A 19,720-nucleotide genomic window follows, 5' to 3' on the forward strand; every position below is an offset into this window, starting at 1 on the left:
CTGCCTTTACTTGCTTATAAAAGGATATATGAGGATTGATGTCAGGCGGACAAGAAGTCTTATATATAAAAAAGGCTGGAGCACTATCGATAGCGCTTCAGCCTTTTTGGTATTCACTTTACGCGCTATTTTACATGAGCAAGTGCTTGTTTAGCTAATTCAGTAATTTTAGCCCAATCTTTATTTTTAATTATTTCGTCGGTAACCAACCAAGAGCCACCACAACAAGCAACGTTTGATAAGGCTAAGTAGTCCTTAACATTACTTAAATTGATACCACCTGTTGGACAAAAGCGAATGTCAGGGAATGGTCCGCCCATAGATTGGATCGCTTTGACACCACCAGAAGCTTCTGCGGGGAAAAACTTCAAATGATCATAGCCAAAGTCAATTCCGTCCATCATTTCTGAAATTGATGAAATTCCTGGTATAAGAGCAATATTACCTTCATTACCCGCTTTTAATAAATCTTTTGTTAAGCCAGGACTTATTGCAAACTTAGCCCCTGCTTCTTGACAGCGTTGTAGCATTTCACGATTTGTTACTGTACCTGCGCCAACACAAGCTTCAGGTAACTCTTGCGCGATAATTTTAATCACATCAAGTGCCGCTGGTGTGCGCAAAGTTACTTCTAATACTTTTATGCCTGCAGCGAGTAAGGCTTTAGCAATAGGTAAGGCATCTTCAACATCTTTAATAACAAGAACAGGCACAATAGGCCCCATAGCGAAAATTTCTTTTGGCGATAACTGCCAATTATTTGTTATGGTCATGATTTAGATGTGTCCTTTCATTGAAGATAATTGTTGACGAATATAGGCAGACGCCCCTATCAAACCGGGTTGATTTTCGGTGATCACATACGTCGGAATATTATTAATAAAACTAGATAGTCGGCCTTTTGTATCAAAACGCTGCCTAAAATTGCTGTTTTTGATGAAATCTATAAAACGAGGCACAATGCCACCGGCAATATATACACCACCAAAACAACCTAACGTTAAGGCTAAGTTACCGGCAAAGCTGCCTAAAGTATTACAAAATTGATGTAAGGCTTTTTCACATATTGGACATGAGCCATCTATCGCTTTAGCGGAGATTTGTTCAGCTGATAAATTACTCTTGGGTAAGTTATCAATTGACAAAAAGGCTTGATAAATTTGCTCTAAGCCTCTGCCACAAAGTAATTGCTCATAGGATATTCTATGTTGTTTAGTTTCAAGTAAATAACTTAATATTTTAATTTCATCAGCATCGACAGGAGCAAAGTCGACATGCCCTCCTTCTCCCCCTAAGCAACACCAACCGTCGGTAGTCGGTACTAAATTAGCAACACCTAGTCCGGTACCAGGACCACAAATAGAAATAGGCTTGTCAGCAATTGCGACCCCTTCACCAATTTGCACTTTCTGTGCTTGTGTTAGCAAAGGTACTGCATGGGCTATTGCGGTATAGTCATTTATTAAAAATAACTGACTAATATTCAATGCTTTTTTCAAGGATGATTGAGAAAATGTCCATGGCAAGTTAGTCATGGTAATTTGATCTGTTTCAACCGGACAAGCAATGGCTAAACACGCATTGATTGTTTTACCTGCAGCGTTATGTAACGCTAAATAAACGCTAATAACATCGGCTAAGCTATCATATTGGTCGCACTGATAAGTTTTAATATCTGAGGTTTGACCATCGTCATTAACGAGGCCAAACCTGATATTAGTACCGCCAATGTCAGCGACTAGGTTAAGTATTGACTCACTCACGAAGCTTTACCATCAATATCAGTTTCATCAAATAATGAACAAGCACCGGTTTCAGCGGTACTTAAATTACGACGCATAAAACCAAAAAGCTCTCGGCCCATGCCTTGATGATGACCATTGACTTGAAAAATAGCGTTGTCACGTTGGGCAAGCTCTGCTTCGTCAACCAATAAGGTTAATTCTCCAGTTTCGCCGTCAACTAAAATCATATCACCGGTTTTCACTTTCGCGATCAAACCGCCATCTAGGGCTTCTGGGCATAAATGAATAGCAGCAGGTACTTTACCTGAGGCGCCAGACATACGGCCATCAGTTACCATAGCGACCTTAAAACCTTTGTCTTGAAGAACGCCAAGTGGTGGTGTTAGTTTATGTAATTCAGGCATACCGCGCGCTTTAGGTCCCTGAAATCTAACAACAGCAACAAAATCTTTTTCTAATTCACCCGCATCAAATGCCGCTTGTAATTCATGTTGATCTTCAAAAACGACGGCAGGTGCTTTAATAACAAAACTACCTTCACGCAATGAAGATGTTTTAATGACAGAGACACCTAGGTTACCCTTAAGAACGCGTAAACCGCCAGTAGCTTTGAACGGGCTTGCAACGGTTGCAATAATACTATCGTCGAGAGATTTTTCAACACAGTCAACCCACTTAAGTTCACCGCTTTCGAGTACAGGTTTTTTAGTGTAGCGCGTTAAACCGCGGCCACAGATAGTTTCAACATCTTCAAAAACTAAACCGCCTTCAATCAATTCTCTAAAGAGTAGTGCCATACCACCGGCTTCTTGAAATTGATTTATATCTGCTTCGCCGTTCGGGTAGATACGTGTTAATAGTGGCACCGCTTCAGACAAATCATTAAAGTCTTGGAAGTTAATGATAATACCCGCTGCTTTAGCAAACGCAATAATATGCATGGTTAAGTTCGTTGAACCGCCCGTAGCAAGTAAGGCAACAATTGCATTAACAATTGAACGCTCATCAACCATTCTGCCAATCGGCATATAGTTGCCCGACTGTTGCGTTAAACGAGTTGCTTGACGTGCCGCTGCTTTTGTTAATTCTTCACGAAGCTGCGTATTCGGTGCGATAAATGAAGCGCCAGGTAAATGAAGTCCCATGACCTCAACAACCAATTGATTTGAGTTGGCTGTGCCAAAGAAAGTACAAGTACCCGCAGAGTGATAAGAGGCAGATTCAGCTTCAAGAAGCTCTTCTTCGTTAGCTTCACCTTTAGCATATTGCTGGCGAACACGTGCTTTTTCTTTGTTTGGTAAACCTGAAGGCATAGGGCCCGCAGGAATAAATACCGTGGGTAAATGTCCAAAAGTCATACTGGCAATCAACAAGCCCGGTACGATTTTATCACAGATGCCCATCATTAATGCGCCATCAAACATATTATGCGATAAGCCAACCGCTGCAGACATTGCAATAACATCTCGGCTCATTAGGCTTAAATCCATACCCGGTTGGCCTTGAGTAACACCGTCACACATAGCAGGTACACCGGCTGCAAATTGTGCAACACCACCCGCATCTCTCACTGCTGCTTTAATAATTGCAGGATAAGTTTCATAGGGCTGATGAGCAGATAACATATCATTATAAGCTGAAACAATAGCGATGTCTGAGTGATGTATGCCACGTAATGAAGCCTTGTCTTCTTTACCACAAGCAGCAAAACCATGAGCTAAGTTACCACACGACAAACCGGCACGATGTACTGTTTGCGAGCTTTCAGCTTCTATCTTAGCTAAATATTTAGCTCTACTGCCTTTACTACGCTCAATAATTTCATTGGTAATAGCGACGATTTTTTCATTCATTTTAATAGTCATATGTTACTCCGCCCAATACACTTGTGTATTGATATCTGGGTTTTGTAAAAATGCCCTTATTGGCATTTCTGTTTGATTGTTACTTGAAAGTGCTTTTTCTAAAACGACCTTTTTCCCGGCACCACAAACATGCAAAATAATATTTTTACTCTGCGCTAAATGAGCATAAGTAAAAGTTATACGGTCGTTAGGAGCTGTTTTGGGGACAACCTTCATTAGGGCATCTGTATTATCAAGCGCAAGTGCTGATGATATTTGCTCGCTACAAGGGAATAAAGAAGCCGTATGACCGTCTTCACCCATGCCAAGAATAAGCACATCTAAAGGCAATAACTGGCTTTTAGCATCAGTATTTAATTGCATTAGAGTTGATTGATCACATTCACCCTCTTTTTTAAGGTGAAAAAATTGTGCAGCGGCTGCTTTATTTTTTAACAGGTTTTCATGTACCAAACGTGTATTACTTGCCTCAGATTCAAACTCAACCCAACGTTCGTCCGCTAACGTGACGGTTACGTTTTGCCAATCAATATCTTTAGTCGATAAAGCCGTAAAAAAACCTTTGGGTGTAGACCCGCCAGAAACAGCCAAGCTTGCTTTACCTTTCTGACTCAAAGCGTTTGATAAAAGTTCAGCGACATTATTGGCTAAGGCATTATCTAAATCTGTTCGCTGAGCGAAATCGTTTAATTGGTACATAGTTATTTCCTGAAATTCACGTTATCTCTAAAATTTATTTATTCAACCCACTGGCGATCATCACGAGCGATCATAGAAAGAGAGGCAACGGGTCCCCAAGTTCCAGCAGGATAAGCTTTAGGTGCTTCATTACTTGTCTTCCAGGCTTCGATAATACTATCAGCCCAAGTCCAAGCCGCTTCGACTTCATCACGACTAACAAATAACGATTGATTACCGTTGATAACTTCTAGCATCAATCGTTCGTATGCATCGACAACACGCTGATTTTCATAAGTTTCTGAAAAACTCAAATCTAGCTTATTTTCTTGGATATGCATTTGTGAAGCAATACCTGGAATTTTATTCATCATCTGTAATTCAACGCCTTCGTCAGGCTGTAAACGAATCGTTAATTTATTTGCCGGTAGATCAGCATGGCTATCTTTAAAGATATTATGCGCTTGAGGTTTAAATTGCACCACTATCTCACTGTGCTTAGCAGGCATTCTTTTACCCGTACGAAGGTAAAAAGGCACGCCAGCCCAACGCCAATTATCAATTTCCGCTTTTATAGCAACAAAAGTTTCAGTATCACTTTTTTGATTGGCATCTTCTTCATTTAAGTAACCCGGCACTGGTAAACCGTTTAAGTAACCATCGGCGTACTGACCGCGAACTGTTTTTTCTTTCACATTCAAGCGATTAATGGGCGCGAGAGCTTTAACTGCCTTTAACTTTTCAACACGAATACTTTCTGCACTTAAATCAGCAGGAGGCTCCATCGCTAAGAGTGATAAAATTTGTAATAAATGGTTTTGTATCATGTCGCGCATTTGCCCTGCGTCGTCATAAAAACCCCATCTCCCTTCAATTCCTACACTTTCAGCAACCGTTATCTGTACATGGTCAATACTATTACGGTCCCAGTTATTGGTAAAAAGTGAATTGGCAAAACGCAGTACTAATAGATTCAGTACGGTTTCTTTTCCTAAATAGTGATCGATACGATAAATTTGGTTTTCATTGAAATAACGAGAAACTTGATCGTTAATAACTTTTGATGATGCAAGGCAGTTGCCAATCGGTTTTTCCATCACAACACGGTCAGCGTCAGTAATAAGTTTAGCTGACTTTAAACCGTCGGTAATATCACCATAAATAGCAGGAGGCGTTGAAAAATAATAAACACGTGTATCATGGCCACCTTTTAACGTTGCAGCTAAGTTACTATAAGAGACAGTGTCTTTAAAATCTAACTGTTGATAAACCATACGGCTAATAAAACGAGCAAGTACTTCTTCGTTTAAGCCTTCTTTGACAAACTCAGTAAGATTCTCAATAACAAAAGCCGTAAATTCTTCTACCGAATGGTCTTGTCTGGCGACACCTAAAATTCGACTTTCTACATTTAATAAGCCGGCTTGGTCTAATTGATATAAAGCGGGTAATAATTTGCGACGAGACAAGTCACCAAGTGCACCAAAAATAACAATTTCACTGGCAGACTGAAGATCAGAACTTTTCATAAACAATATCTCTTTTTTTGGCTTTCTTTATTGAACACTGATAATAACTAAAATTACCTCATCAATAAACCTAGCACATATTGTAACTAAACTACATTTATCCATAATTTAACGGGTATATTGGCATCAGTAAAGAACTTTTTGTAATTAAATTACATTTTAGGTATTATGAATAAATAAAAGCTTTACGCGGCAATTTTACTCAAAGTTCATTGTTGGTTAGTGGTTATTCGTATGAAACATTAATTAAAGGTTTGCTAAAAATTGCCAATATGTTTTATATTAGCTGTAATTATGAAATAAATTTTCATTATTCTCGTCATTTAGACAGAAAATTAATTACAATTATTGTAAAAAGTAGGATTGACCGACATGAATATATTAGAAAAGATCGCCGACGAATTAGATACTTTCAGTAAATCTGAACGTAAGGTGGCAGAGGTAATATTGTCTTCTCCGGGTACCGTTATTCATGCCAGTATCGCTGCCTTAGCTAAACAAGCAAATATCAGTGAGCCTACTGTTAATAGGTTTTGTCGTCGTTTAGATACTAAAGGTTATCCCGATTTTAAACTTCATTTAGCCCAAAGTTTAGCCAACGGTACCCCTTATGTTAATAGGCATGTTGATGAAAACGATACGGCTGATGAATATACAGATAAAATTTTTGAATCAACCATGGCTAATCTTGAATTAGCCCGTAAAAGTTTAGATGCAAATGTGATCAACCGATCTGTTGATGTGTTAACACAAGCGAACAAAATATCATTTTTTGGCTTGGGCGCTTCCGCAGTTGTTGCTCATGATGCTTTAAATAAATTCTTTCGCTTTAATGTGCCAGTAGTTTATTTCGATGACATATTAATGCAACGTATGAGTGCTATAAATAGTCGCCAAGGTGATGTTGTTGTTGTAATTTCTCATACGGGGCGAACCAAGTCATTGGTTGAAGTCGCCAGTTTAGCAAAAGAAAATGATGCCATTGTTATCGGAATAACAACGGCGGGTAGTCCTCTGGCAAAAGAATGTAATATCGTTTTATCTGTTGATGTTGCTGAAGACACCGATTTATATATGCCTATGTCATCACGTATCGCTCAACTTGCACTGATTGATGTATTAGCAACAGGCTTTACCCTGAGACGTGGTACAAAATTTAGAGAAAACTTAAAGAAAGTTAAAGACAGTTTACGTAGCTCTCGTTTCGAGCGCAAAGACTAAACAGCATTATCGATGGCGACTAACACTGATTTGTTTATCGTCAAAATCAAACAATATTATAATAAGGATTAAGATGCCTAGAAGAACTAAAATTGTAGCGACCTTAGGGCCAGCCACTGACGACAGAGCCGTATTAAAAGAAGTATTAGCCGCTGGTGTAAATGTGGTTCGTTTAAACTTCTCTCATGGTATTCCACAAGATCATATTGACCGTGCCAACAATGTTCGCGAAATAGCTAAAGAATTGGGTATATATGTTGGTATCTTAGGTGATTTACAAGGCCCTAAAATACGCGTATCAACTTTTAAAAATGGTCCAATTAAATTAGCCATTGGTGATAAATTCGAACTTGACGCAGAATTGCCAAAAGGTGAAGGCTGCCAAGAGAAAGTGGGTATCGATTACAAAAAATTACCACAAGATGTCGTCCCTGGCGATATTCTTTTACTTGACGATGGTCGTGTGCAATTAAAAGTTTTAAGTACACAAGGGCAATCAGTTTTCACCGAAGTAACGGTGGGTGGACCTTTATCAAACAATAAAGGTATTAATCGTCAAGGCGGTGGCTTAACAGCACCAGCATTAACAGCTAAAGATAAAGAAGATATTAAATTAGCCGCAAAAATTAATGTCGACTTCTTAGCGGTATCTTTTCCTCGTGATGCTGCAGATATGCGTGAAGCACGTTTATTAGCACAAGAAGCTGGTTGTGATGCACGCTTAGTGTCTAAAATTGAACGTGCAGAAGCAGTAAATGATGACAAAGTGCTTGATGAAATTATTCTAGCCTCTGACGTTGTCATGGTTGCTCGTGGTGATTTAGGTGTTGAAATTGGCGATGCTGCATTAGTAGGTAAGCAAAAACATATAATCGCTCGTAGTCGTCAGTTAAACCGTGTTGTTATTACCGCAACACAGATGATGGAGACCATGATTGAAAACCCTATGCCGACCCGTGCTGAAGTTATGGATGTTGCAAATGCCGTGCTTGATGGTACTGATGCAGTCATGCTCAGTGCTGAAACTGCTGCAGGTAAATACCCGGTAGAAACAGTAAAAGCGATGGCATCAGTATGTATTGGCGCTGAAGAGCATCGTTCAGTAAACATTTCAAACCACCGTAATGAACTCACTTTTTCTGAGATTTCAGAAACAATCGCAATGTCAGCCATGTATGCAGCTAATCACCTAGTGGGTGTTAAAGCTATTATATCATTGACTGAATCTGGACATACCAGCAAAATCATGTCGCGTATTACTTCAGGTTTGCCTATTTATTCTTTATCTCGTCATCAGAAAACATTAAATAAAACTGCTATTTATCGTGGTGTTTATCCTGTTGAATTTGACTCTACACATTTTCCTGATGAAGAATTATCTAATGCGGTACTCAATAAAGTCTTAACTAAAGCAGACTTAAAAGTTGACGACATAGTGATATTCACCCACGGTGATATGATGGAAACGGTTGGCGCAACGAATACGATGAAAGTGTTAACAGTAACAAAAAAACATCTCAGCTAATCAATTGCTATGACCCATTAAGGTAAAGCTTCAAGCAGTTACCTTAAGCTGGCAAGCAAAAAAGTTTAGATCCAAAAAGGTAGCTCAATAGCTACCTTTTTTTATGTGCAAAAGATAATCAAGGTAAATAATGACGGATGCAAAAAACTTCCTTAGAATAGATTTTACTAGATAAGGTTAAAAACTATTATGACGATAAAAAATATTGCGGTATTAACCAGTGGTGGCGATGCTCCCGGCATGAATGCGGCGATACGTGCGGTCGTACTTGCTGCGCATCACTATGCATTGCCCACGATTGGTTTTTTTTCTGGTTATAACGGTTTAATTGAAACGAGTTCGACATTGCTAACACCTGCAAGTGTTAATGGCATTATCCACCGAGGAGGAACTATTTTAAAAAGTGCTCGCTGCCCTGCCATGCTCACTGAGCAAGGTTTAAAATCAGCCGCGGCAACCCTTAGAAAAGAACAAATAGACGCCTTAATCGTTATTGGCGGCGATGGCTCTTTTAACGGCTTACTGGCGTTAAGTAAATATTGGTCAGGAGCTATTATAGGTATTCCAGGGACCATAGATAATGATATTGATGGTACAGATTTCACCATAGGCTTTTCTACTGCAGTCAATACAGGTATTGAAGCGATAGATAAAATACGTGACACGGCAGAAGCTTTTGAGCGCATTTTTATTGTTGAAGTCATGGGCAGGCGAAGTGGACACATCACTTTTAATGTCGGTATCGCCAGTGCAGCTGAGCAAATATTATCTTTTGAGAATTTTTCTCAAGCCGACGAGCAAGAAAAACTCAGTCATTTAGCTAAAGAAATCAAACAAGCACAGCACAATAGGCATGCCAGTTATATTATAGTTATTGCTGAGAACTTATGGCCCGGTGGCGCTGTGCAGCTCGCTAAGCAATTAAAACAGACCGCAAACATTGACTGTACTGCATGTATACTTGGCTATATTCAACGAGGTGGTTCACCGGTAGCTAAAGACCGAATTTTAGCAACAAAAATGGGGGTTGCTGCAGTACAAGCGCTAATAGCAGGAAAGAGTAACGTTATGATTGGCGAACGTAATAATCAATTACTCACAGTTCCTCTGGATGTTGCCGTTCAACATAAAGAAAAAGTCAGTGAAAGCTTAGTTTCAGCCCAAGAAAATATTCTCGCCTTAACAGCGCAGTAACTGCCTAAAAAAAAGCTTAAGCAACAGGCATAAGCTTTTAAGGTATCTATCAAATCGCTGAGCTGAAATAACTTAAATACCGAGTTCTTTACACCATTGACAAGCGGCAACAAACTCTTGCTGAATATACGTTTCGTCAAGTGAATACATTTCAATTAATTGCTTTATATTCTCACCATTACCCCTGATGTACTTAACCGTAAAATCAAGTAATTCGCCGAGTAAACCTGAGTGGTCAACTAGCGCGTTTTCAATTGGAATGGCGAGTGGCATTGTTTTAACGATTTCGTTAATCGGCATACGCAAAATAATTTCAATAGCACTTAATAAGCCGGTAATAAAAGCAAAATCACTGATCTCTTTAAAGGCACCTTCTTTGGCTAATGCCGTCATTAATTTTGCAGTAATGAGCGCCTGCTTAGAGATTTCATCGGTCTTGTCGGTGGTCAATTTAGATAAAGCGAGGATAGTCACAAACTGTTTAAGTTTATCTTCACCTAAATAGGCCGCGGCTTGTTTTAATGAAGTAATTTCAATACGAGTTGATGTTGCTACGTTATTAACCATTTTTAACAAGCCAACAGTTAAGTTAACATCATGACTGATAATCGTGGCAATGTTGTCAAAATCTAATGGTGAATGAAATGTTTCACTGATCAAATGCAGCATTTGTGTTTTGATTGGCGCAAGTGTTTGCCCCTCGACTATCTCAGGTTCGTGATAAAAGTACCCTTGATAGTAATCAAATCCTACTTCTGCTAAAGCTTGTAATTGAAAGTTAGTTTCAACTTTTTCTGCGGCAAGTTTAATGTTGTGATCTTTTAAACGCTCGATAACTTTATGCAGACGTTTCGGATTAACTTTATCGGTATCAATTTTAATAATTGATATATATGGAAATAAAACATCCCACTTTGCATCAAGATCATATTCAGTTAACGCAACTTTATAACCTTTATCAAAATAAAACTTAACAATTTTAAACAAGCGTTCCGTTGGTACTTTATGGCCAACAAGTTCGATAACAATAGATTTTTTATCAAACATCAGCGGATATTTATTAATCAGACATTTTTCAGTAAAATTAATAAAAGCAAGTTTTCCCATACTGATAGAGCGAATGTCACCTTGTAGGTGATTTTGAATAATTAATTTTGAGCTAGCAACATCTGAATCAATGTCAGGAAATTTGTTATCTGCGCTATCTCTAAAGAGCAGCTCATAACCAATCGTGACATGGTTTCTATCAAGTATCGCTTGTCTTGCTATATAAGTGTTATACATATATCAGAGCTAAAATTTTATTAATTATTATTAACTTAAACATACCCTATTTTTCTTTGAATTGAAAAGTAATTAAGCCGCTAAGCCGTTATTTTATTGTCATTATTATTAGAAGCATTTATACGCTACTCAAATAAGCGAATGAAATGGGTAACCTATATACGGTTGATTAATTTCAGCTCTTTATTTAAGCCTAAATGGCGCGGTTAATAAAGCCTGCGCTAAAGGGATATCTTGATAGTGATTTTCACGAATATTATGAATAAATTTCAGGGTCTTAAAAGCATCAAACCAAACGACTAGCTGTTTATTAAACTGCTTTTCACTATTATTTATTTGTTTTTCAACAAAAGCTTCAAAACCTATTTGATTTAATGCGGTAACTATCGGCTCAGATAACGGTTCTAACCATGCGATTAAATCGCCGCGATAGTGCCATAAATTTGCAAAAGCAGACAATACAGCTTTTAGCAATGTAAATACTTGAGGATGGTAATAACAATAATCGAGGTGACTTGCTTGTAAATCAAGAATTTTTTGCACTGCAGGTCCAGTACCAAACGGCACACGTTGAGACGTTCTGGCATCAAGGTTTACTGTTACCTCTTCAATAAATTCAACAGCACCTAACTTAGCTAATTTATTTATTAAATAAAAATCTTCTCCTGCACTGCGCTTTGGAAAACCACGAGCCTGAACATATACTTCCGCTTTAAACGCTAAAATACTCCCAATAGTAAAAAAGGCATAAGGTGAATCGGCATAATGTAAGCCCGCAACATAATAGCGTAAAGCGCTTTCATAAAGAAAATTAGCCTGATGAATACTTTTATCTTCACTGCTATGCTTAAAGTTAAAACAGCAAACTACGGTATTTTTATCACGTGTATGTAAAGCGTTAAAATAATCATCGGGTAAGTAAGCATCGGCATCACTAGAACAGATCCACGTTTGTCTGATCCGGTTTACTGAAATTAAATAAGCACTGAGATCAGTGCCTATTTTACGTGCCAGCCCTACGCCTTGCTCTTTATCGATAGCACGGGTAAAACGGTCAACCACTAGCAGCCATGTTTGACTTTGTGCTACCTTAATTAGGGTTAGGTTATCGTATTGCCAGCAGTTATCACCACAAGAAAGTGCATATTGATAAAGTGCTTTTTGTTGATTTATCTCGTTATAATTAGCCACTGAATTATCTTCGCGTAAAGATTCAGTAACAGACTCGGCGATCGATTCGGTAATAGGTTCGTTAATGACCAGCACCATAAGTACTGGAGATTTTGAAAGTGGTGAAGCTAAAAAGCGCTCAATAAAAGCGATTTTTTCTTGATAAGCAGGAATAACCACAACATGGTCAACAGTAAACTCATCAGGTAACCCTGATTCATATTGAGTTAGTACCGCAACTTCACTTTCAGCATAGCGACTAAAATATTGGTTAAACACTTTTGACATCAGCTTACCCGTTAACCATTTATCGTTAAATAATTAATGCAGAGCCGCTCTAAAGGGAAGTTTTGCACAAATCTCAGCTTCTAATGTCAGTACTTCTTCTAAACGTATATTGACTTCGTCTTTATCAAAATATTCATAAGCAAGTTCGATAAACAAATTTTTATGCTTTTCTTCTGACTTTGCAATCGCGTCATATAAGACTTTGTCTTTCCCTTCAGGCAATGCTTGGGCAATAAGCGAAAAACGTTCGTATCCTCGCGCCTCAATCACACCAGCAACGATTAATCGGTCCATAAAAAACACTTCTGCACCATTACGAAAGGCTTTACGAATTTGGGTAATATAAGGGTCTTTGGTGTCAGCGCCGAGCTGAATGCCACGCGCATTAATTAATTTTAACACTTGTTTAAAATGAATGAGCTCTTCTATCGCTAAGTCAGCCATAGCTTTAACCATATTTTTTCTATCGGGATAATGAGAAATCATTGACATCGCCATACCTGACGCTTTTTTTTCTGCCGTTGCATGATCAAGTAAAAAGGCATTGAAATCAGCAAGAGCAACTTGCGCCCATTCTTTTGGCGTATGGTATTTAAGTTCAAACATAAAACTACTTATTATTGAAAGAGGAAATTTGCCCGCTATTTTATAGGAAAATAGCGGGCGAACAAACATAAATGTTCACTTGTTTGTCAAAGTCGCGTTATGACTTACTTACTTAACTTTTTCAATCGTAAGCTCACTAATACCAGTAATAATAACCAGTAAATACTGCCACTACTTGATTGCTCAGGATCGGTTTTCTTGGCAACTTCAGCATTAGGCACAACGGCAACACCACCTGGGTCGTCGATAATACCGTTAACCAAACCATCCGCATCGTTTGCACCGCCATCTTCAATCAATAAGCGTACACATTGATGCCCTTCAGTTAAACCTGTCTGGTATAAAGCACTCTGTGGCGGTGGACATACATCGTTATCTGCTGGACTAGACGCTAAGGTATTTTTGCTGTTTTCAACAAAGTTTTGCCAACCACTGTCACGATTAAATTTCCGGTAAAGCGCATTTTGTGGAATACCATCATTTAACGGAATAACCACAGCAGCAGAGGCACCAAACGGAGTCACCTGATGAATTTCAAAGTCAAAGTAATCACTACGATGGTTATAAGTGTCCGTTGCGACTAAACCGGTTGCATCCATCTCTTGTTGTGTCATTTGCACGCCATCTGAAAACTGCTGTAACGCATATTTACCTAAGCGTAATCTTAAGCCTGGCTCAGTTTCCATTAACTTAGTTTTACCGGCATTAACATGTAATGGCTGCAAATAAGCAATATCATTGTTATCTAAAAATGCCGGAACACCATCGTTATCGTCATCAGCATAACCTTCAATATTATCTGCGATACCATCACTGTCTGTATCACTACCATCAAGTCGAGCTAAAATGCTATTAACCGGAATACTAAGGCGATGAGTTTGTGACAATTCGCCACTGCCATTATCAGTAACACTCACTTCTACCGTAATTAATCCTCTTATTTCTTCAGGTAAAACAAAGTTGTCAGGTTGCAAATAGACCTTTAATTGACTGGCACTTATTTCGGCATTGATATACTCAGGCAGTAACCAATGAATAATGTGTGAATCATTTGGATTATCATCATTTATCTGTAGCTCTATGGTCACTTCACCTTGGTCTTTACTGATACTAGAAACCGCTATATTTTGCTGAGTCATACGCAATTGTGTTGTCGGTACTATATTATTTTCAGTAATAACTATGGTGTGGCTATTATTGACACCGGTATTTATTTCATTGCCAAAACTCAGCACAAGCTGTTCATCACTTTCTGCTTGAAAGTCTTTATTAATCAAAATATCAATAAAGCCTGACGTGCCCTCGGTAATAACAATTTTATTGTCTGTTATCTTATAATCAAGGGCATCTACATTACCAGAAATAGCAAAAGGTAATTCAATGGGATAAGCCGGCGCTTTGCCTGACAAGACAACTTCAACCCGAGCCGTAGCACCCTCACCTATTGTTTGCGTCGCACTAAAGTTCACTAACGGATAAACATTAAGCACTTGTGGGGTGGTTGAAACATTACCAGCCTCGTCAACCGCTCGCCATATAATATTGTACAACCCTGAGGTAATATATTTTTGTCCGCGCTCAAAACCCACCGGTGTTAATGCACAACAGTTAGCGCCATCACGACCATCTTCAACATAAACGTCGGTTAACTGTACCAATTGTGTTTGTGTTAGCGCAGTAAAGGTATGATCAGCATCAAGGTGAACTGCTTGTGGGACCGTTATCAATGGCGCATAATCGTCAATTAATGGATTGGTGTTGTTACGCTCTTCATCAACATTTACCGTGCCGTCTGAATCTGTATCAATTAGTGCATCAGCATCGTTAAATGGGTTAAAACCATATTGAAGCTCAAAGACATCACTCATGCCGTCATTATCGTCATCAGGATCGGCATTATTACCTAAACCATCAAAATCAAAATCTAGTGACTCTGTCGGGTTTAGCGGTAACTGGTCGAGATAATCAAAGACACCGTCGTTATCATCATCGATATCGTTAACATTGCCAATACCATCACCATCGGTATCAACACTTTCTATCGGATCGAGTGGGAAAGCATCGTCGATATCAAGCACACCGTCATTATCATCGTCACTATCGCTATTATTTCCAATACCGTCATTATCACTGTCACGTGATTCATTCGGGTCAAAGGGAAATAAATCAACGTTATCTAGCACACCATCATTATCGTCGTCAGTATCAAGTACATCACCAATACCATCGCCATCAGTGTCAAATATTTCTCCTGGATCAAACGGAAAAGCATCATCAGTATCAAGAATACTATCGTTGTCATCATCGGCATCAGCGTTATCGCCTAGGCCATCTCCATCCGAGTCTTGCCATTCAGTTGCATCTAATGGATATAAATCATTACTATCAAGATAACTGTCATTATCGTCATCGGTATCTGCATTATTACCTATGCCGTCATTATCGGTATCAAGCCTTTCATTAACATCTAATGGAAAAGCATCTAGGCTATCAACTAAACCATCGTTGTCATCGTCACTGTCGCTATTGTTACCAACAAGATCTCCGTCGGTATCTTGCCACTCGTTAGGATCTAAAGGAAAAGGGTCGTTAGCATCTGGTTCACTATCACCATCATCATTGATATCAACATTATTACCTGTGCCATCACCGTCGGTATCTAAATATTCGCTTACATCTAATGGAAAGGCATCAGCATTATCAGCAAAACCGTCACCATCATCATCTGGATCAGCGTTGTTACCAATACCATCGCCGTCAGTATCTATGCTTTCAGCCGAATTTAACGGAAATAAATCGATGTTATCTGCAACACCATCATTGTCGTCATCATTATCATTAGTTTCATTAGCTAAACCGTCACCATCCGTATCTGTTCTTGCTAACGGATCGGTTGGTCCGGGATCAACCGCATTGGCAATACCATCGCCATCAATATCTGGATCGCTATTATCGCCGATAAAATCGCCATCTAAATCATTCCATTCAGTTGCATCGAAAGGAAAAAGATCTATCGCATCAGGAATACCATCACCGACACCGGTAAAATCGTGCGTGTCATCATCAAGATCGGTATTATCAGCAACGCCATCACCATCGGTATCTGTGGTTGCTAAGGGTAACAGTGAGTTTGCCGGTGTTTCATTTACATCTAATATTCCATCGTTATCATCATCTGTATCAGTATTATTACCAACGCCGTCTCCATCAGTATCAAGCCACTCACTTGCATCTAATGGAAATCTATCGACGCCATCAGCTACATTGTCGCCATCATCATCGGTATCAGCAACATTACCTGTTCCATCACCGTCAGTATCAATATATTCACTAGGGTCTAATGGAAAGACATCATCTAAACCATCGATAATACCATTGCCGTTAATGTCATCTAAAACGCCGTCATTATCATCGTCGGCATCAGAGTTATTACCTATACCATCAAAATCTGTATCTACTGACTCATTAACATTAAGCGGAAAAGGGTCACTGCTGTCTAAAACACCATCACCATCGTCGTCTGTATCGGCATTATTGCCTGTACCGTCACCATCAGTATCAATAAATTCAGTGCTATCAAGCGGAAAAGCATCGTTTACATTTAAATGGCCATCGCCATCAATATCTGTATCACCATTATCGCCAACACCGTCACTGTCAGTATCTAACCATTCACTCGCATTTAGCGGAAAATCATCATTTATATCAAGGAAACCATCACCAACACCGGTACCATCGTGGGTGTCATCATCGGTATCAATATTATTATCGATACCATCACCATCGGTATCAAACCATCTTGACGCATCATTGGGCCATACATCAATACCATTTGCGTAACTGTCACCATCACTATCGTTATCAGCATTATCACCTATACCGTCATTATCAAGATCTCTTTGCTCTGAGCTATCAAGTGGAAAAGCATCATCAACGTCTAGAATAGTATCGCCATCGTCATCGGTATCAGTGTTATTACCTATACCGTCAGAATCAGTATCAAGTTGTTCAGAGGCATCAAGCGGAAAAGCATCATAGCGGTCAATGATACCGTCACCATCATCATCAGTATCGGTATTGTTGCCTATAGTATCACTGTCGGTATCGTCCCATTCAAGTGGATTAAGGGGATATATATCAACAACATCAACAACGCCATCACCATCATCATCAAGATCAACCGTATTGCCAGAGCAATCACCGTCGGTATCAAGCCATTCAAAAGAATTTTCGATAAAAGGATCGTATGCGTTCAGTACAGGGTCACCATCACGGTTAAAATCAAAACCGTCGGGTACACCATCACCGTCATCATCAGGATCAGCATTATTACCAATACCGTCTAAGTCTGTGTCATACCACTCGGTTGGGTCAGTTGGAAATAAATCATAAGCGCCGCCAATAACCATAGTATCGTCGTAACCATCACCATCAGCATCGAGTAAAGGAGTTGGCGGAGGGCATTGTGGTACAACCGCATAAACAGGAAAACTGCTCATAAGTGTTAATACGAGAGGAAAAACGACTGAATGAATTCTTAATGGCATAAACATCCCCACCAATAGCAATATATTTTAAACTTACAGGTGTAAGTTATTACGTCTTGAAATTAACAAGACCACCTATTTAATGGTGATCATTATTAATTTCTTCTTTAAACTTTAGCAAATTTCATCAACAAAGACCTTAAATGCTAGGCTAGACAACTTTTTCTATCCAACTTAATAATCTAAGCCTCGTCCAAAACGATAACTTAGACCAACATAAACAGATGTTATAGCACCAAATTCAGAAAAATTAGGTTGATGTTTAACACCTAGGTTTAATGCAGTATTTTTATTAAACTTATAATAGGCAACAACGCCTAGTACCATGTTTATATCATTTTCTTGCGAAGGGTATATTTCCACTGTATCTGAACTGTTTGGGTCGGTATAGGTAAGTTTATTTTCAGTGAGCGCTAGTGAAGCGCCCAGTTGATATTCAATCGTTAATTTTTTGAAAAAAGCATTATAACTTTGTATCTTATGACGATAACTAACAAGCCCATCAATGGTATTAACTTTAAAAAAACGTTCGTCGGTTATGGTGAAAGGTAAATCATATTTTACTTTTTCTAAGTTATTATAAGAAGCAGTCCAATAGAAATTTCCACCTTTAGTAAAGCTGTCTGCTAAAGAAAAACTATAACCTTGGCTGTTAGCGTCTTGACCTTTGTGAATGTTACCTGCTACTTCTAAAGCATTAACACTGTATGAAAAAAGACTTGAAGCAATAAAGATACCGCCAACGGCAAAAGTTTTCCGCAGCTTACTTAAATTTTTAACCATTATATTTCTTCCCAAATGAGAGTGTTGCAATATTAAATTTTCTTGTTCGTTGTTATCTATATTAATTTTCACTATTGATACCACCATCAAAAATTTGACTCTTTATTGCATTCATATCAAATGCATAATCTATTTTATAAATATGCAATTTTTAAACCATAAAAATTTTAAAATATAAACAAATATATGCTAATGTTATTTTTTGTGAATATATATTTAAGCGATAAGTTAGCTATGTTTAGAGTGATTAATAATATTATTGACCGCTGTTTCTTCACTGTAACATTTATAGTAGGTGTGCAATTACCGGCATTTATCATTCAATATAAACATCGCCTGTCCGGACACTTATCTGAAGCAAAACTGCACCTAGTAGAATTTCAAAACATTGCAGATCTGCACTACCAAGGTAATTTATCAGCGATGATAACGAAGTATCAAGCTAATTCTGAGCCATCAATAGTCAATACAGCCGAAATTATTAACCAATTGGTCATACGGGTTGAGTATTTGCAGTCACAACTTAGTGTGATAACTAGCGACGTTTATATTGAACGGATTTATAACTTTATTGTTTATGGCGATAAAGTCATTATTAAAGATACCTTAACTGATTTTTCACTGACTATCCCACTTGAGATAAATGCACTAAGTACTGGAGCGGTCATCGCTATTGTTGGTTTAATAGCGAAGGAAATAATTGTTTCTTTGCTTAAGTTACTAGGTAAAAAGATGTCACTAAATCATCAAAAAAGTTCACACTAAAGCAAGATAGTTAAGCGCTACTCTAGATCACGCATAGAGACACATTGATACCGTAACTAAACGATATCAATAAAGACTACCCTTGCCACCCTTGCTTGGCTCTATTTTATCTATCCCAGCTCTCTCGCAAGCATAAAAAAAGGTTGCCGTAGCAACCTTCTATAAACATCATCTCATCTATTATTGAATACATAGAAAAGCATGCTCTAACTTTATACGTTATTAATTAGCCGTTACCGTTTTCAACGCGACTCTTTAATTTTTGTCCAGGACGGAAAGTAACAACTTTACGAGCAGAAATTGGAATATCTTCACCCGTTTTAGGGTTACGACCTGGGCGTTCGCTTTTAACACGAAGATCGAAGTTACCAAAACCAGAAAGCTTAACTTGTTCGCCACTTTCTAACGTTTCGCGTATTTCTTCAAAAAACACCTCAACCATATCTTTTGCGTCGCGTTTGCTCAGCCCAACTTTCTCGAATAAATGTTCTGCTACTTCTGCTTTAGTAAGCGCCATTAC

Annotated in this window: 15 protein-coding genes; 4 read left to right on the top strand and 11 right to left on the bottom strand. The window is 38.5% G+C overall.

Annotated elements, in window-relative coordinates; all coding sequences use genetic code 11:
• Nucleotides 1-125: 125 nt before the first annotated feature.
• From H4J57_RS14415 to zwf, 5 genes are read right to left on the bottom strand one after another with little or no spacing between them, the layout of a single operon-like run.
• A complete protein-coding gene (locus tag H4J57_RS14415; RefSeq protein WP_182217619.1) occupies nt 126-773 on the bottom strand; it encodes a bifunctional 4-hydroxy-2-oxoglutarate aldolase/2-dehydro-3-deoxy-phosphogluconate aldolase in 648 nt (215 codons plus the stop codon).
• Nucleotides 774-776: 3 nt separating this feature from the next.
• Entirely contained in the window at nt 777-1,763 is a 987-nt protein-coding gene (locus tag H4J57_RS14420; RefSeq protein ID WP_182243426.1) for a glucokinase, read from the bottom strand.
• Nucleotides 1,760-3,598, bottom strand: coding sequence for a phosphogluconate dehydratase (edd, locus tag H4J57_RS14425; protein WP_070376951.1), 1,839 nt, complete (start codon nt 3,596-3,598; stop codon nt 1,760-1,762). Before edd ends, H4J57_RS14420 begins: the two co-directional genes overlap by 4 nt.
• Nucleotides 3,599-3,613: 15 nt before the next feature.
• Nucleotides 3,614-4,309 carry a 6-phosphogluconolactonase gene (pgl, locus tag H4J57_RS14430; protein WP_182243428.1) on the bottom strand — a complete coding sequence of 232 codons (696 nt, stop codon included), beginning with the start codon at nt 4,307-4,309 and terminating at the stop codon, nt 3,614-3,616.
• A 38-nt stretch (nt 4,310-4,347) separates the two neighbouring features.
• Complete coding sequence (gene zwf, locus H4J57_RS14435; RefSeq protein WP_182217616.1) at nt 4,348-5,817, bottom strand: glucose-6-phosphate dehydrogenase; 1,470 nt, start codon at nt 5,815-5,817, stop codon at nt 4,348-4,350.
• A 372-nt stretch (nt 5,818-6,189) separates the two neighbouring features.
• Here zwf and H4J57_RS14440 point away from each other — a divergent pair, with 372 nt between their 5' ends.
• The 3 genes from H4J57_RS14440 (at nt 6,190) to H4J57_RS14450 (ending at nt 9,757) form a co-directional block, all read left to right on the top strand.
• Complete coding sequence (locus H4J57_RS14440) at nt 6,190-7,038, top strand: MurR/RpiR family transcriptional regulator (protein WP_070373731.1); 849 nt, start codon at nt 6,190-6,192, stop codon at nt 7,036-7,038.
• Between the two features lie 73 nt (nt 7,039-7,111).
• On the top strand, nt 7,112-8,563 hold the full coding sequence (gene pyk / locus H4J57_RS14445; protein WP_070373732.1) for a pyruvate kinase: 1,452 nt from the start codon (nt 7,112-7,114) through the stop codon (nt 8,561-8,563).
• Nucleotides 8,564-8,752: 189 nt separating this feature from the next.
• A complete protein-coding gene (locus H4J57_RS14450) occupies nt 8,753-9,757 on the top strand; it encodes an ATP-dependent 6-phosphofructokinase (protein WP_182243430.1) in 1,005 nt (334 codons plus the stop codon).
• Nucleotides 9,758-9,829: 72 nt separating this feature from the next.
• Here H4J57_RS14450 and H4J57_RS14455 read toward each other — a convergent pair whose 3' ends face one another.
• From H4J57_RS14455 to H4J57_RS14480, 5 genes are all read right to left on the bottom strand, one after another.
• Nucleotides 9,830-11,041 carry an EAL and HDOD domain-containing protein gene (locus H4J57_RS14455; protein WP_182243432.1) on the bottom strand — a complete coding sequence of 404 codons (1,212 nt, stop codon included), beginning with the start codon at nt 11,039-11,041 and terminating at the stop codon, nt 9,830-9,832.
• A gap of 183 nt (nt 11,042-11,224) precedes the next feature.
• A complete protein-coding gene (locus tag H4J57_RS14460) occupies nt 11,225-12,499 on the bottom strand; it encodes a hypothetical protein (protein ID WP_182243434.1) in 1,275 nt (424 codons plus the stop codon).
• A 33-nt stretch (nt 12,500-12,532) separates the two neighbouring features.
• Nucleotides 12,533-13,105, bottom strand: a complete 573-nt coding sequence (locus H4J57_RS14465) for a tRNA-(ms[2]io[6]A)-hydroxylase (protein WP_070376952.1) — start codon at nt 13,103-13,105, stop codon at nt 12,533-12,535.
• A gap of 104 nt (nt 13,106-13,209) precedes the next feature.
• Nucleotides 13,210-17,652: a thrombospondin type 3 repeat-containing protein gene (locus H4J57_RS20135; RefSeq protein ID WP_259366866.1), complete on the bottom strand. Its 4,443-nt coding sequence runs from the start codon at nt 17,650-17,652 to the stop codon at nt 13,210-13,212.
• A gap of 174 nt (nt 17,653-17,826) precedes the next feature.
• On the bottom strand, nt 17,827-18,435 hold the full coding sequence (locus H4J57_RS14480) for a hypothetical protein (RefSeq protein WP_182243436.1): 609 nt from the start codon (nt 18,433-18,435) through the stop codon (nt 17,827-17,829).
• Between the two features lie 204 nt (nt 18,436-18,639).
• Between H4J57_RS14480 and H4J57_RS14485 the strand changes: the two genes are divergently transcribed.
• Nucleotides 18,640-19,200 carry a DUF2937 family protein gene (locus H4J57_RS14485; RefSeq protein ID WP_182221999.1) on the top strand — a complete coding sequence of 187 codons (561 nt, stop codon included), beginning with the start codon at nt 18,640-18,642 and terminating at the stop codon, nt 19,198-19,200.
• A gap of 226 nt (nt 19,201-19,426) precedes the next feature.
• On the opposite strand, the gene H4J57_RS14490 is transcribed toward H4J57_RS14485, so the two are convergent.
• Complete coding sequence (locus tag H4J57_RS14490; RefSeq protein WP_070373739.1) at nt 19,427-19,717, bottom strand: integration host factor subunit alpha; 291 nt, start codon at nt 19,715-19,717, stop codon at nt 19,427-19,429.
• Between the last annotated feature and the right edge of the window lie 3 nt (nt 19,718-19,720).

This window comes from Colwellia sp. BRX8-7 (assembly GCF_014077275.1).
Taxonomy (GTDB): domain Bacteria; phylum Pseudomonadota; class Gammaproteobacteria; order Enterobacterales; family Alteromonadaceae; genus Colwellia_A.